The 13,513-nt window shown below is 65.4% G+C and carries 9 protein-coding genes; 2 read left to right on the top strand and 7 right to left on the bottom strand.

Features of this window, described 5'->3' with window-relative positions; translation table 11 throughout:
* Nucleotides 1-19 precede the first annotated feature (19 nt).
* The 4 genes from ACFUOZ_RS00820 to ACFUOZ_RS00805 are packed head-to-tail and all read right to left on the bottom strand — an operon-like array spanning nucleotide 20 to nucleotide 5,413.
* On the bottom strand, nucleotides 20-739 hold the full coding sequence (locus ACFUOZ_RS00820; protein ID WP_377543687.1) for a thymidine kinase: 720 nt from the start codon (nucleotides 737-739) through the stop codon (nucleotides 20-22).
* Entirely contained in the window at nucleotides 732-1,946 is a 1,215-nt protein-coding gene (locus ACFUOZ_RS00815; RefSeq protein WP_377543684.1) for an alkaline phosphatase family protein, read from the bottom strand. The genes ACFUOZ_RS00820 and ACFUOZ_RS00815 overlap by 8 nt, the downstream gene beginning before the upstream one ends.
* Nucleotides 1,943-2,668 (bottom strand): DUF5998 family protein, encoded by a 726-nt coding sequence (locus ACFUOZ_RS00810; RefSeq protein ID WP_377543682.1) that lies wholly within the window; start codon nucleotides 2,666-2,668, stop codon nucleotides 1,943-1,945. Before ACFUOZ_RS00810 ends, ACFUOZ_RS00815 begins: the two co-directional genes overlap by 4 nt.
* Before the next feature lie 57 nt (nucleotides 2,669-2,725).
* Nucleotides 2,726-5,413 carry a GNAT family N-acetyltransferase gene (locus tag ACFUOZ_RS00805; protein WP_377543680.1) on the bottom strand — a complete coding sequence of 896 codons (2,688 nt, stop codon included), beginning with the start codon at nucleotides 5,411-5,413 and terminating at the stop codon, nucleotides 2,726-2,728.
* A gap of 55 nt (nucleotides 5,414-5,468) precedes the next feature.
* Here ACFUOZ_RS00805 and ACFUOZ_RS00800 point away from each other — a divergent pair, with 55 nt between their 5' ends.
* Nucleotides 5,469-7,985 (top strand): DNA topoisomerase (ATP-hydrolyzing) subunit A, encoded by a 2,517-nt coding sequence (locus ACFUOZ_RS00800; RefSeq protein ID WP_377543678.1) that lies wholly within the window; start codon nucleotides 5,469-5,471, stop codon nucleotides 7,983-7,985.
* A gap of 69 nt (nucleotides 7,986-8,054) precedes the next feature.
* On the opposite strand, the gene ACFUOZ_RS00795 is transcribed toward ACFUOZ_RS00800, so the two are convergent.
* Nucleotides 8,055-8,438, bottom strand: coding sequence for a VOC family protein (locus ACFUOZ_RS00795; protein WP_377543676.1), 384 nt, complete (start codon nucleotides 8,436-8,438; stop codon nucleotides 8,055-8,057).
* Between the two features lie 128 nt (nucleotides 8,439-8,566).
* Here ACFUOZ_RS00795 and ACFUOZ_RS00790 point away from each other — a divergent pair, with 128 nt between their 5' ends.
* Nucleotides 8,567-9,085 (top strand): DinB family protein, encoded by a 519-nt coding sequence (locus tag ACFUOZ_RS00790; RefSeq protein ID WP_377543674.1) that lies wholly within the window; start codon nucleotides 8,567-8,569, stop codon nucleotides 9,083-9,085.
* On the opposite strand, the gene ACFUOZ_RS00785 is transcribed toward ACFUOZ_RS00790, so the two are convergent.
* Together ACFUOZ_RS00785 and cydD are read right to left on the bottom strand one after the other, a co-directional pair.
* Complete coding sequence (locus ACFUOZ_RS00785) at nucleotides 9,082-10,092, bottom strand: GNAT family N-acetyltransferase (protein WP_377543672.1); 1,011 nt, start codon at nucleotides 10,090-10,092, stop codon at nucleotides 9,082-9,084. The genes ACFUOZ_RS00790 and ACFUOZ_RS00785 overlap by 4 nt on opposite strands.
* Nucleotides 10,093-10,101: 9 nt before the next feature.
* The gene (gene cydD, locus ACFUOZ_RS00780) at nucleotides 10,102-13,509 is read right to left on the bottom strand and encodes a thiol reductant ABC exporter subunit CydD (protein WP_377543670.1); all 3,408 of its coding nucleotides are present in this window, start codon (nucleotides 13,507-13,509) and stop codon (nucleotides 10,102-10,104) included.
* Nucleotides 13,510-13,513: the final 4 nt, after the last annotated feature.

Genomic DNA, 13,513 nt, shown 5'->3' with positions numbered 1-13,513 from the left:
GCTAAATCTGGGTGCCGGGTTAAATCTGGGTGCCGGGCTGTCCGGCTCCAGGCCAAAGGCACGCATCGATGTCGAAGGGCAAAGGCTGATCGGCGCCGGCCATCAGGTTGGCGCCGTGGGCGGTGACCCTCCGCATGTAGTGACGGCGGCACAAGGTTTCATAGCCGACGACACCTGCGTCGGACCGGCCTTCGCTGTCCCCGGAGGTGGGAGCCACATCGCCCACCATGACCTGTTCACCTTCCACCACCATGATGCCGTTGAGCGTCCGTGCGTTCTGGGTTGCCCTTCGGCCACACCAGCACAGGGCCTCGACCTGCAGGACCTGGACCCTGTCGGCCAGTTCGATGAGCCGCTGTGAACCCGGGAACAAGCGGGTACGGAAATCGGACGTGATACCAAAAGCGAAGACATCCACGTCCATCTCGTCCACCACCCTTGCCAGTTGTTCGACCTGTCCCGGGGAATAGAACTGGGCTTCGTCGCAAATCAGGTAGTCCACCCGGAGACCGCTGGTACGGCGGATCACGACTTCGTCCCAGAAATCAGTTGCGTCTTCCACTTCCACTGCGTCTGTCTGCAGGCCCAGCCGACTCGAAATCATGGAATCACCGGCGCGGTCGTTTCGGCTGAACCGGACACCGCCCCGTCCCCGGGCACGGTGGTTGTGGTCCATTTGGAGCGCCAGCGTGGATTTTCCGCAGTCCATGGTCCCGGAGAAAAAGACCAGTTCAGCCACGTTTGCCTTTCCTGCCGGTTGCACTGAAGCACACCAGCGGTACTTCGCGCTCAGCCCGGGTCAATGAACCGTGCTGTCCCACGACCTCCAGTGAGGACGGACGCACGCGGCGGGTGTCGTACAGGGCCAGCGTGTCCCGGGCCGCAATCATCACATCGCCGATCCTCGGAGCAACCGAAGAAAGAACGTCGCCGAACAGCCCGGCTGCCACGGCCTGTTCCCGCGTGAACACCCAGATCCTCTCGCCAAACCGCCGCCTCCACGCATCCACCAGCGAAGTGCGGTGGGCGTCAGTGGCATCAGGCTCCAAGTAAAGGTGCACCATGCGGGGTTCCCCCGCGGTGTGCCGGACACCAGCCACCAACGACTCATCGGCCGAGTAGTCGATCCGTTGGGATTCCGGGACGTCCAGCATGCCGTGATCGCCGGTCAGCAGGATGGTGGTGCCCGCAGGCAGTGTTGCGGAGAGCCGCTTCACAGTGGAATCGAGCTCTTCGATCTGGTGCTCCCAGCGGTCGGACTGGCATCCGTACCGGTGACCGGCCTTGTCGAGTTCGTTGGCGTAGAAGTACATCAGCGAGCGGCCGCCGCCGGACATGGCCTCGGCCGCGGCAGCGGTACGGGCGTGCAGGGACGTCCCTCCCACGAAGCGGCTCCCCCGCAGGGCTGCTTGGGTCATGGGCGAGTTGCCAAACTGGGGCAGGCTGACCGTGACAACGTCCAGCTCTGCGGCTGCGCGTTCAAAAACCGTTGGGTGGGGCTGCCACGTTGAAGGATCCACCTGGGAGTCCCAGTTGCCCAGGAGGTTGACCACCTTGTCCTGGGCAGGGTCCAGCACGTCATAGCCGACCATTCCGTGATGCCCGGCCGGCAGTCCTGTGCCAAGGCTCGCCAGGGAGGCGGCCGTGGTGCTGGGAAAGGCCGAATCCAGCCACGTCGGAACGTTCCCTTGGCCTGCGGCAACAATCGAGCGCAGGAACGGCGTATGTGGAGCCTTCTGCTTGAGCAGGTTCCGTCCCAGCCCATCGGCGAGGACAACGCAGACACGCTGGGTGGGCGGCAGTTGGAGCTGGTTGGTAAAACCGGGGACGCCGAGGGCGGCCGCGGAACTCGTCAAAACCTCGGCGATCGATTTCGTCCCGAAAAGAGGTGGTGCCGGAAGGTCAGCTGTCGTCGTCGAAGCAGGGGTCTGCGCGGTGTCGCTCAACGCTGGTGTCCGCGGCTCAGGCGGTTGCTGAAAACGCCCGAACGGGGCCTGGGGGCCGGAATGCTGGCGTGCTGGACCGGGGCAGGGTTTCCCGTGTTGACTGCGCGCAGGGCACGGGCAAAGAGTTTGGCATCCTGGACAGCCTGCAGTCCGTCAGCTTCGGCGCTGATGCGCAGCACAATGTCTTCCTGGGCGATGGTCCCGGTGTAGCCGTGATCGGCCTCGCATTGGGGATCCCCGCAGCTTGCCGGCCCCATGTCCAGCCGCTGCCCACCCGACCACGCGATGGATACGGTCAGCTCCCGGACGGGATCGGAGGACTTGTAGTTCTGCGGCTGCGAGTACATGTAGCTGAGGACCACCGAGCGGATCTGGGCAACGGGCACTGACTCCGTGGAGATCTGGGCAACGATCTGCTCGCCTGCCTCGTCCAGCTGCTGGTCATCGACATGGGTGATCACCAGCATGTCTTCCGTCAGCACCAGCACGGTGATGTGGCGCCGGACCTCCGCGCGGTCGAAGTGCGTCTCGAGGTGGACCAGGTGTGACAAGCACTCGCGGCCATCCAGGGCGTCATCGACGACGTCGGCCACCAACCGGGGGTAGAAACCGGCCTGCTGCAGGGCCTGCTCCAGGCTTTGTCCCTGCGAGCTGTGGTTGTGCGCGGCATGGTTCCCGTTGTTGGACGGGCGGGATTGAGGCGTCGGAGACTGGGTGCTCATTCCCCCATTTTCACAGATCGCATGGTGACTTCCTAACCGCCTGCCGCTCCCCTGTGGCTAACTTCGCATCGCCCGGCGAGCGCTGTCCGTGCGCTGGGCCGCATTGCCGATCCACACTTCGGCCCCCAGTATCGTGGCGCCTGCGGGCCCCGCAAGAACCGGGTTGAACTCCACCAACGCGATTCCCGGGTGGTCATCCTTGAGCTTGGCAAGCCTGGCGGCAATGTCCTCAAGGGCTGCCACGTCCACGGCCGGGAGCCCCTGGTACCCAAAGAGCTTCCTCGAGGCCCGTGGCGACCGGATGACATCATGCAGGTCGGCAGCCGAGAGCGGCGGCACCCTGTGCGCCCAGTCATCCAGGAGGTTCACGGCGTCGCCGGCCAAACCGAACGAGACCACGGGACCCAGGAGCGGATCCTCCATGGCTCGGAAAGTGCAGGCCTGCCCCACCGGCGCCATGGCCTGGATTTCAAGCGACGGCGAGCCGTACGGTTCCAGTGCGCGGCGCATCTGCGCGATGTTCTGCCGCAAGGACTGGGAGTCCTGGATATCCAGGCGCACTCCGCCCAGGTCGAGCCTGTGCCGGAGGGCTGGATCGGTGGTCTTCAACACCACCGGCCAACCCACGGCCTCAGCTGCTTCGACAGCTTCCTCATCAGTGCCGAACCCGATGCTCGGCAGTACCGTGATGCCGTAGCCTGCAAGCAATGCCGCAGCTGCACCGGCGTCGAGCTTTCTGATCTTTTCGCCGGTCACGCCGGCCAGCATGGCCGCCAAGGCGTCACGTGTGCCGTCGTAGTCGCAGCCTTCAGGCTCGACAAAAAGTCCTTGGTCGCGGTCCCGCCACTGCGCATAACGGACAATGGCAGCCAGTGCCGCTACTGCCGCGCCGGCGTTGGAATAGCAAGGCAGCGGCGGTTTCCCTGCGGCGCCTACCATGCCCTCCACATGGACAGAAGGATCCAGGATTCCCGTGAAGGCCGCGATGACGGGCTTCCCGGCCTCCGCGGCGCATTCGGCAAGGACGCCTGCCAGAGCCTCCACGGTCAGGCCGCGGGCCGGGAGAAGGGCGGCGACCACGGCGTGGACGGAGTCGTCGGCAAGGCTTTCCTGCAGGCTGGCCCGCAGCGCCGGCAGCGCCAGTGACATTCCGGCGTCGAGGTCCACCTCCGTGACCAGGCGGGTGACGTCCAGGCCAAGCGGAACCGCACTGTCCGCCACCACTTTGGCCAGTGCAACCGAGTTCGAGTACACCGCCAGTCCAGGGCCTTGGGGCAGAGCCTGGGAAGAGGCGATTTGGGCGATGTCCATGAGCTGTTCGATGGTGTCGACCCGGATAACACCGGCCTGGCGCATCATGGCGTCCAGGGCAGCGGAGGGCGCTTGGGTGGTCCGGACCTCGTGACCGGGCGGCAGCGTGAGGCCGGTGACGTCCGACTTGGCAACAATGACCGGCTTGTTCCGTGAGAGCCGACGCGCCAGCCGTGAGAACTTACGCGGGTTGCCGATGGACTCCAGATAGAGCCCGACGGCGGACGTGTCGGCGTCGTCCTCCCAGTACTGCATGACGTCGTTGCCGGAGACATCAGCTCGGTTGCCGGCGGACAGGAAGGATGACAACCCGAGGCGGCGGCGGCTTGCGGCGGCATAGACCGCCACACCTACGGCGGCGGACTGGCTGAACAGACCCAGACTCCCGCGCGGCGGCATGGTCGGTGCCATGGAAGCATTCAAGGAGACTGCCGGGTGCGTGTTCAGGATCCCGAGCGACTCGGGACCGATCACGCGCATGCCGTTGGCCCGTGCCCGCCGTACCAGCTCGTGCTGGCGCGCCAAACCCCGCTCACCGTCGTCGGCGAACCCCGCCGTGGCCACCACGATGCCCTTGACGCCGGCAGCAGCGCAGTCGTCCACCACTTTGGGCACTTCCTCATAGGGAACCGCGACGATGGCCAGCTGGACAGGACCCGGAATCTCGGACAATTTCGAGAACGAGATCATGCCCGCCAGCTCGAACGCTTCGGGGTTGACGGCGTAAACGGGTCCTTTGAAGCCACCTTCTATGATGTGCTCCAGAAGCTGGTAGCCGACAGTTCCCCACTTCCGGCTGGCGCCTATGACAGCCACCGACGACGGCGACAGGAGGTCCCGTACGCTGCGCGCCTCCGCGCGGTGCTCCCGTGACTCCATGACCGCCCGCGATTTCTCGGTGGGGTCGATGTTGAACTCGACACTGACAACGCCGTCGTCGAATTGCCGTTTGAGGTCGTACCCGGCGTCCGCGAAGACCATCAGCATCTTGCGGTTGTCAGGGAGAACCTCTGCGGTGAAGCGCCGGATGCCGTTCTCCCGTGCGGCGACCGCCAGGTGTTCCAGTAGGATCGAACCGATGCCGCGGCCCTGATGGGCGTCCGAAATGTTGAACGCAACCTCGGCTTCGCTGGGGTCATCGAGGCGGTCGTAGCGGCCAATGCCCATGATTTCACCGCCGATGGTGATCACGAAGGCCACGCGGTTGATGTGGTCCACTTCCGTGAAACGCCGCACTTCCTTCCCGGACAGCCTCGGCTTGAACGAGAAGAAGCGCATGTAGATGGACGCCTGGGACTGGCCAGCGTGGAAGGCCTGCAGGGCATCGGCGTCTTCGGGCCGTATGGGGCGCAGGTGGGCGGTTCCGCCGTCGCGCAAGACGACATCCGCCTCCCAATATTCCGGATAAATGCCGACGTCGGGCTGATCCACCATAGGCTTAGCCTAGCTAAAACATCCGTAGTACAACTTTCGAGGATTTTCCTGCCCCATGGCCCGCAGCCAAACTTCCGCACGCAAAGCCGAACCGCTTGGCGATTTCACTGAGAACATCGTCGACATTGACGTCACTTCCGAGATGGAAGGCTCCTTCCTGGAGTACGCCTATTCGGTGATCTATTCCCGCGCCCTCCCGGACGCACGCGACGGCCTCAAGCCTGTCCAACGCCGCATCCTGTACATGATGTCGGACATGGGCCTGCGGCCGGACCGCGGACACGTCAAGAGTGCCCGCGTGGTGGGCGAGGTCATGGGTAAACTCCACCCCCACGGCGATGCCGCGATCTACGACGCCATGGTGCGTATGGCGCAGGACTTCTCGCTGCGCCTGCCGCTCATTGATGGCCATGGCAACTTTGGCTCGCTCGACGACGGCCCTGCGGCTCCCCGTTATACCGAGGCACGCCTGGCCGCTGCTGCGTTGACGATGACCGACCACCTCGATGAAGACGTGGTGGACTTCGTCCCCAACTACGACAACCAACTGACCCAGCCGGACGTTCTCCCGGCAGCCTTCCCCAACCTGCTGGTCAACGGCACCACGGGCATCGCGGTCGGCATGGCAACGAACATGGCCCCGCACAACCTGGTTGAGGTCATCGCGGCGGCCAGGCATCTGATCGCCAATCCGGAGGCAACCCTGGATGAGATCATGCGCTTCATTCCCGGGCCGGACCTTCCCACGGGCGGCCGCATCGTGGGCCTTGACGGAATCCGCGACGCCTACGCCACCGGCCGCGGATCCTTCAAGACGCGGGCCAAGGTGGAGGTGGAGCAGTTGTCGGCCCGCCGGACCGGCCTGGTGGTCACCGAGCTTCCCTACATGGTGGGCCCTGAAAAGGTCATCGAGAAGATCAAGGACGCCGTCAACGCCAAGAAACTGACCGGCATCAGCGACGTCGTAGACCTGACCGACCGCAACCATGGCCTGCGGCTGGTCATTGAGCTGAAGAACGGTTTCAACCCGAACGCCGTACTGCAGCAGCTCTACCGCTACTCCCCCATGGAAGACTCCTTCGGGATCAACAACGTCACCCTGGTGGACGGCCAACCCCAAACCTTGGGGCTCCTGGATCTGTTGCGGGTCTACGTGGAGCACCGCCTCAACGTGGTGCGCAGGCGCACCTCATTCCGCCTGGGCAAGAAGAAGGACCGTCTCCACCTGGTGGAGGGCCTGTTGATCGCGATCGTGGACATCGACGAGGTCATCCAGATCATCCGCTCCTCCGACGAGGCGTCGGCGGCCCGCGAGCGGCTCATGTCCATTTACGACCTCACCGAGATCCAGGCCAACTACATCCTGGAGCTGCGGCTGCGTCAGCTGACCAAGTATTCAAGGCTCGAACTGGAAAAAGAGCAGGACGAGCTCCGCCGGGAGATCGAGGCACTCGAAGCCATCCTGGCTTCCGACGAATTGCTCCGGGACCTCGTCTCCGGTGAGCTGGGGGAAATCGCCGAAAAGTACGGCACGCCCCGACGGACCGTGCTGCTGGAATCCGAAGCCGTTTCACCGACTGTTGCCGCCGCCCTCGCGGCCGCTCCCGGGCCCAAGGGTAAGGCGGCCGCCCTGCCTCTGGAGATCCCGGACGACCCCTGCTGGGCGTTGCTGAGCACCTCCGGCCAGATTGCGAGGACCTCGAACCAGGAGCCGTTGGCCGAGGCCGGTCCGCGCGCCAAGCACGACGTCTTTCGGTCCGTGGTCAAGACCACGGCCCGGGGCGAAATCGGCGCAGTAACCTCGCAGGGCCGGATGCTGCGGCTGCAGGTCATGGACATGCCGGTCTTGCCACCGGTCTCGGGACTGCCCAACCTGGCAGGAGGCGTACCCGCCAGGGACTTCATCACCTTGCTCAAGGGCGAGACCCTGGTGGCCTTCGTACCCTTGGACACAATTCTGGCGCTGGGTACCGTCCAGGGCGTCGTGAAGCGCGTGCAGCCGGACTACCCGCTGAACCGTGAGGATTGGGAGATTATCGCCCTCAAGGACAAGGACTCGGTTTTGGCCGTGGAACCCGCGCAGGAGGACGACGTCGATCTCGTCTTCGTGACCAGGCAAGCCCAATTGCTGCGGTTCAGTGCCTCCAACGTCCGTCCGCAGGGACGCACGGCCGGCGGTATGGCCGGCATTAAACTGGCCGCCGGGGACGAAGTGATCCACTTCGGTACCGTGCGCGCCGACGACCCCGCCGCCGTCGTCGTGACCATCGCCGGAACCAACGGCGCCCTGCCGGGCACGGCACCTGGCACGGCCAAGGTGACCGCCTTCGAAGAGTATCCGGCCAAGGGCCGCGCCACCGGGGGCGTCCGGGTCCATCGGTTCCTCAAGGGCGAAGACACGCTGCTGCTTGCCTGGGCGGGGCATGGACCGGCCAAGGCCTCATCCGCGGCCGGCGTGGCCAGGGCCCTTCCCCATGAGCATGGGCGGCGGGACGGTTCCGGTGTGCCGTTGTCCCAACCGGTCGAGGCGATCGGGCCGAGCATGGCATGGGCAGATATCCCGGCAGAGTAGGCATGGCAAGGGCCGGCGGTTCAACCGCCGGCCCTTGCTGCTGCAGCGGGCGTGTCGCCCCCTACCGGGCTAGCCGGTTTGGTTGAGGCTCAGTATGTTTCCTTCGCTGTCGAGGAACCACGCTGCCTTCTCCCCATCCGGCATGGTGGCTATACCGTCCTCGGTTTTCAGTCCTGGGAAGTCGTAGTCCTCAAACTTGACTCCTTTGTCGCGCAGCTCAGCGACTGTGGCTGCGAGGTCATCCACCATCCAACCTATTTGGGTGTTCTTTGCCGTGCCCGCATTGGGCGTTTGGTAGATAAAGAACCCGGTTCCGTTGCCGCACCTGTACTGGAGGTTGTCATCGGCGTCAGGATTTTCCGGTTCGAGGCCCAGTTTCTCGCTGTAGTAAGCGCATGCCCGGGCTATGTCCTGTGCCGGTAGGACGGCACCAACCTGCTGATCCTTGAGCATGTTTTTCTCTTTCCGGCTCTCCTCCCGGAACGAACTTTACTCCTGGCCGTGATGGGAAGAAATCGCAAACAGCGGCGTAATTTACGGCCCTGCGAGGCAGGCAGACGCCGGGAGCTTAGACTGGCGACATGCCGATCATCCCTGATGAAAAAGACTGGACCTGGGTGCTCTCAAAGCCCTGCCCCGAATGTGGTTTCGACCCCGCTTCGGTGACCCCGTCAACCGTGCCCGGCACGGTCCTGAACATGCTCCCCAGGTGGCGTGCGGTCCTGCGCCGCGACGACGTCGCTGTTCGCCCGGACGACCACACCTGGTCTCCCCTGGAATATGCCTGCCACGTCCGCGATGTCTTCAGCCTCTTCGACCAGCGCTTGAACCTGATGCTCACCGAGGACGACGCCCGCTTTGCCAATTGGGACCAGGACCAGGCCGCGATCGACGGCGATTACGGTTCGGCGGACCCCGGAACCGTGGCGGACGAGCTGGATACCGAAGGCACGGTCATTGCGGAATCCTTTGCCCGTGTCGTGGAGGATGAATGGCAGCGCACCGGAACACGCAGCAATGGTTCCTCCTTTACTGTGCTGACGTTTTCGCGGTACTTCCTTCACGACGTCGTCCACCACCTTCACGACGTGGACGGCTAAAGCATCTTCTCCCACGTCATGCTGCGGTTCACGGGGGCGTATCCCATACCCAGGTAGAGCTGCAACGCCCCCGTGGGGTTGGCTGAGTCGACATCCAGCGATGCTACGTCCATTCCGGCCTGGGAGTAGCGGCGCATGGCATCAGCAAGGAGGGCCTGGGCGACGCCGCGGCCGCGGTAGGCGCGCCGGACACCGAGGAGCTCCGTATAGCCTTCCCTGAAACCACGCTCCGAGGCGGACTGCGGGTCGTGGCTGGTCAGCTGGTATCCGGCCACTGAGCCACTGGAAGCATCGATTACCACGGCGCTGAGGTCGTGCCTTCCTGTGGGTTCTTCAAGCGTGAAGCGCCACGATTCCTCGTCCCGTGGTTCGCTCCCCCAGTGGTCCCTGAAGGCATCGTTGTGGGCCAGCCGCACCGACTCAAACAGCGAGGCGTCAAGGGTCCGGAGCTCAAGCCCGTCAGGCAAGAGCACATCGGGAAGTTGCCCCGCCAGCGGCCTGTGCATCTCATTGAACCAACGAACAGCACCATAACCGTGCCCCTTCAGGAGTTCCGCCTGGTGTTCGTGCTGCTCTTCGGTCTGGATACGCAGCCTCGGCGGGGTTGGGCGGTGGCCCGACGCGGCGTCCGTTTCAAACCGTCGGCGGGCTTGCTCCTCTTGCCACTTAAGGACCGCCGAACCGATGCCGCGCTGCTGCCACTGCGGGTCCACACAGGCCATTCCGGTTGCTTTGTCCCCGTCGGGATTCTTGGTGATACGGCCGTAGGCGCGCGGCACCCCTGTGGCGTCAAGACCCAGCAGCGTGTTCGTTTGCGGTGGGTTTTTGGTGGACTCCAGGACGTGGACCAAGTCGCCGCGCTTCTCGTACCAGACAGGTCGTTCGACGGCGGCCGTCCGGGCGATCAATCCGGCCCACCCGTCCAGGTCCTCCGTGGTGGCGGGCCGCCACCGGAGTCCGGTGGTTCCTGCATCGGGGAGGCAGCGGCTTACGGCGTCGGAAGTCATGCCCTCAGGCTACTGAGCAGTAAGCCCGGCTGCCAGCTCCGCCGCGCCATCAGCGACCACTGGCGTCCCGCGGGCCGGCAGTTCCAGCCGCGCGTCCGAGGGGTCGATGTCGTCAGGATTGTGGGTCACGAGGACCACCGTGACGTCTTTCAGCCCGGCACGAAGGATGGTCATCATTTCCCGCGCCGAAGCCGCATCCAGGTGGGCGGTGGGCTCATCCAGCAACAAGACGGAGGCGCCCGTCAGCAACGTCCGGGCCATCGCCAACCGCTGCCGCTCGCCACCACTGAGGAAAGAACCGCCAGGACCGATGCGGGCGTCCAAGCCTTCGGGCAGGGCCCTCACCACGGCATCGAGTCCGACGGCGGACAGCGCCTTGTACATTTCGTCATCGTCAGGCTTCTGGCCTGCAGGGCGGCTAAGCAGGAGGTTTCCCCGGACCGTGGAGTCGAACAGATGGGCTTCCTGGGGGCACCAGGCGGCGCTGCCGGTCAGCTTGGCCGTTCCCTCAGTGAGGGGAAGGAAACCCAGGAGGACAGAGAGCAGCGTTGACTTCCCTGCCCCCGAAGGACCCGTGACAGCCAGCCAACGGCCCGGTTCCGCAACAGCGTCGATCCCGGCAAAGACGTGGTGGGCGCCCGGCCAGGCCGCGGCGGCACCGCTGAGCTCCAGTCCTTGCTTACCGGGCCGGTCAGGTAGTTCCAGTGTGCCGCCGTCGTGTTCTTGCTGGCCGGAAGCCTGGGCAGTGCCCAAAGCGCCCGATGCAGCCACCTTGCCGAGGACGTCGGCGAGCGCCGGCGCCTGGCGTACGGCGGAGACCATCCCCGCGAAGGGTTCCACCAGGGCCAGATGCATCAGGACAATGACGGCCACCAGTTCAGGAGCCACCCCGCCGTCGAGGACAGCCGGGGCGCTCAGCACTCCGGCCCAGAGCGCGGACACGGAACACCCAAGGACGATCACCGCTTGGCCGAGGCCTTCGGCCCATGCTGAACGCTTCGCTGAAAGGGTTGCCGCCTGGTCTTTGGACGCGAGGTTGCTGATCACTGGTTCACTGACATTGTTGGCATGCAGTTCCGCGCGGGCGTCCAGGGCTGCGGCAACTCCCCTCAGCACCTCCGCATGCAGGTGCTGCCCGGCCTTCGCGGCATTCCGGTCAGCCAGGACAGCCAGCAGTGGTGCCACTGCCAGGCCCAGGACGAACGCGAGCAGCACGGCAGGCAGCGCGGCCGGAAGGACCATGCCGGTGGCAAGGATGGCGGCTCCACCCACGGCCACGGCCGTAACGGGCGGCAGGGCCACCCGCGGCAGGAGGTCACGGAGTGTGTCGACGTCGTCCACGATCGACCCCAGGACGTTGCCGCCTTGCAGGAGGCGCCGCAAGGACAACGCCCGGCGGCTCAGAGTGGCCCAGAGCACCCCGCGAAGCCTTGTCATGGCGGCGAAGACGGCGTCGTGGGTCAGGAGGCGTTCGCAGTAGCGGAGGACGGCACGTCCGATCCCGAAGAACCTGACGCCCACAATGGCGCCCAGCAGGTAGAGGATGGGGGGTTGCTCGCTCGCCCTGATGATGAGCCAGCCTGACAGACCGGACAACGCCACGGCGAACAGAGCCGCGAGGACTGCTACGATCCCGGCCGCCGCGAACTTCCAACTGACCGGTCTCAGGACGCCCATCACCAACTTCAGGATCCCGGCGTTGGCGGCGGGCCCATCGTCCACTGCTTGTACGCCCGTACCCACCGGGAATGCATCCCCGGCCCCGACTGCCGCTGGCTCCGCCGCCCCGGTGCCGCGCCCGGCAAGGGCTGTATCCGTTCCCGTTGCTTGCCCCGGCCGCCCGAGCTGGACGACGTGGTCGGCGAGCGCGCGGGTTGCGGCGTCGTGGGCCACCAGGATGATTGTGGCTGTACCCCGAAGTGACTCGATGGCACGGCGGACGGCCTGGGCTGAAACGTCGTCCAGGTGCGCTGTGGGTTCGTCGAGCAACAGCAGCGTGGCGCCTGCCTCCACCCGTGCGAGGCCACGGGCCAGGGCCACGCGTCGCAGCTCGCCCGGGCTCAGTTCTGCCGGATGTTTAGCAGCGAGGTGGCTTGCCGAGGCGTTCCGGAGGACACGTGCCGCGGCCAGCTCCGCGTCTTCGCCGTAGCCTTCAAGGTAGAGCTCGATCTCCTGCTGGACGGTTTCACAGACCATGACCGGATGTTGCGGAACCCAGGCGACGGTCCCCGGTTCCGCCCCTGCGACGCGTCCTTCAACCGTGGCTGCCGGACTGTCCCCGATGAGCCCGGCAAGGACGCCCAGGACAGTGCTCTTGCCGGCGCCGCTGTGACCGTCGAGGGCGGTGATCCTCCCCTTGGGGGCAATGAAAGAGCAAGGCCCGACGGCGGGAGCCGGCCTTCCGCTGTAGGTCACGGTCAAGCCGGTCACCACGACCTCCCCTTGACCTGTGCCTCCGGCATCCGGCAACGGTCGCTGCGGCGGTGCTTCAAGGACTGCGTCGGTGGTTTCGAGGGCCGCACGGCCGTCGTCGCTGGCGTGGTGGGCGGTGCCCAGTTCCCGCAACGGGAGGTAGCAGTCAGGAGCGAGGATCAATGCCATCAGGCCAGCTTCGAGGGCCATGTCCCCTGCCACCAGCCGGACTCCGATGAAAACTGCCACTACAGCCACGGAAATGGTGGCAATGAGCTCCAGGGCGAGGGCGGACAGGAAGGCGGTGCGGAGCGTGCCCATGGTCCGGTTACGGTATTGCTCGGAGATGTCCTCCAAGGCGGCGCGCTGTTCGCTGGCGCGGCCGAGCCCCACCAGGACAGGCAGTCCCTTGGCCAGTTCCAGGATGTGGCCGGAGAGTTTGCGCAGCGTTGTCTGCGCCTCCCTGACACGGTCTTCTGTGTGCCGGCCGATCAGCACCATGAACAACGGCACCAAAGGCACCGTCAGGACGATGACCACTGCGCTGACCCAGTCGGCGAAGAGGATCCGCGCTCCGATCAGCAACGGCACCGTGGCGCAGTTGACCAGGGCCGGCAGGTACTGCGTGTAGTAGTCGTCCAGGGCATCCAGGCCGCGGGTGGCCAATATGGCCAGGCCGCCGTCGTTCATCCCCTCAACGGAAGACGGGCCGCCGTCGTCCAATGACCGCCTCAACAGCCGCGCGCGCAGTTCCTCCTTGACGCCCAAGGCGGCGTGCCGTGCCGCGATACCCTGGCCCCAGACCGTCAAGGACCTCAGCATCGCTCCCACCGCGCCCCACAGCAGGCCTCTGTTCCATTCGGACGAGCCCGTTGCGAGACCGGCAAGCATGACCGCCACGGCCTGCGCCATGAGGACCAGGGACAACGCCTTGAGCGCTGACATCAGTCCCAGGGCGTACAGCGCCGGGCGGGTGGCTTGTCCGGAAGGAAAAACGGGTTTCATGAGC

Source organism: Paenarthrobacter sp. NPDC057355 (assembly GCF_042667405.1).
Classification (GTDB): domain Bacteria; phylum Actinomycetota; class Actinomycetes; order Actinomycetales; family Micrococcaceae; genus Arthrobacter.
This window is presented reverse-complemented; position numbering and strand designations above follow the sequence as displayed.

Bases quoted from the DNA above. Each gene is read 5' to 3' on its own strand.
- ACFUOZ_RS00800 (WP_377543678.1), top strand. From the start codon at position 5,469: ATGGCCCGCAGCCAAACTTCCGCACGCAAAGCCGAACCGCTTGGCGAT.
- ACFUOZ_RS00795 (WP_377543676.1), bottom strand. From the start codon at position 8,438: ATGCTCAAGGATCAGCAGGTTGGTGCCGTCCTACCGGCACAGGACATA.
- ACFUOZ_RS00790 (WP_377543674.1), top strand. From the start codon at position 8,567: ATGCCGATCATCCCTGATGAAAAAGACTGGACCTGGGTGCTCTCAAAG.
- ACFUOZ_RS00785 (WP_377543672.1), bottom strand. From the start codon at position 10,092: ATGACTTCCGACGCCGTAAGCCGCTGCCTCCCCGATGCAGGAACCACC.
- cydD (WP_377543670.1), bottom strand. From the start codon at position 13,509: ATGAAACCCGTTTTTCCTTCCGGACAAGCCACCCGCCCGGCGCTGTAC.
- ACFUOZ_RS00805 (WP_377543680.1), bottom strand. From the start codon at position 5,413: ATGGTGGATCAGCCCGACGTCGGCATTTATCCGGAATATTGGGAGGCG.
- ACFUOZ_RS00810 (WP_377543682.1), bottom strand. From the start codon at position 2,668: ATGAGCACCCAGTCTCCGACGCCTCAATCCCGCCCGTCCAACAACGGG.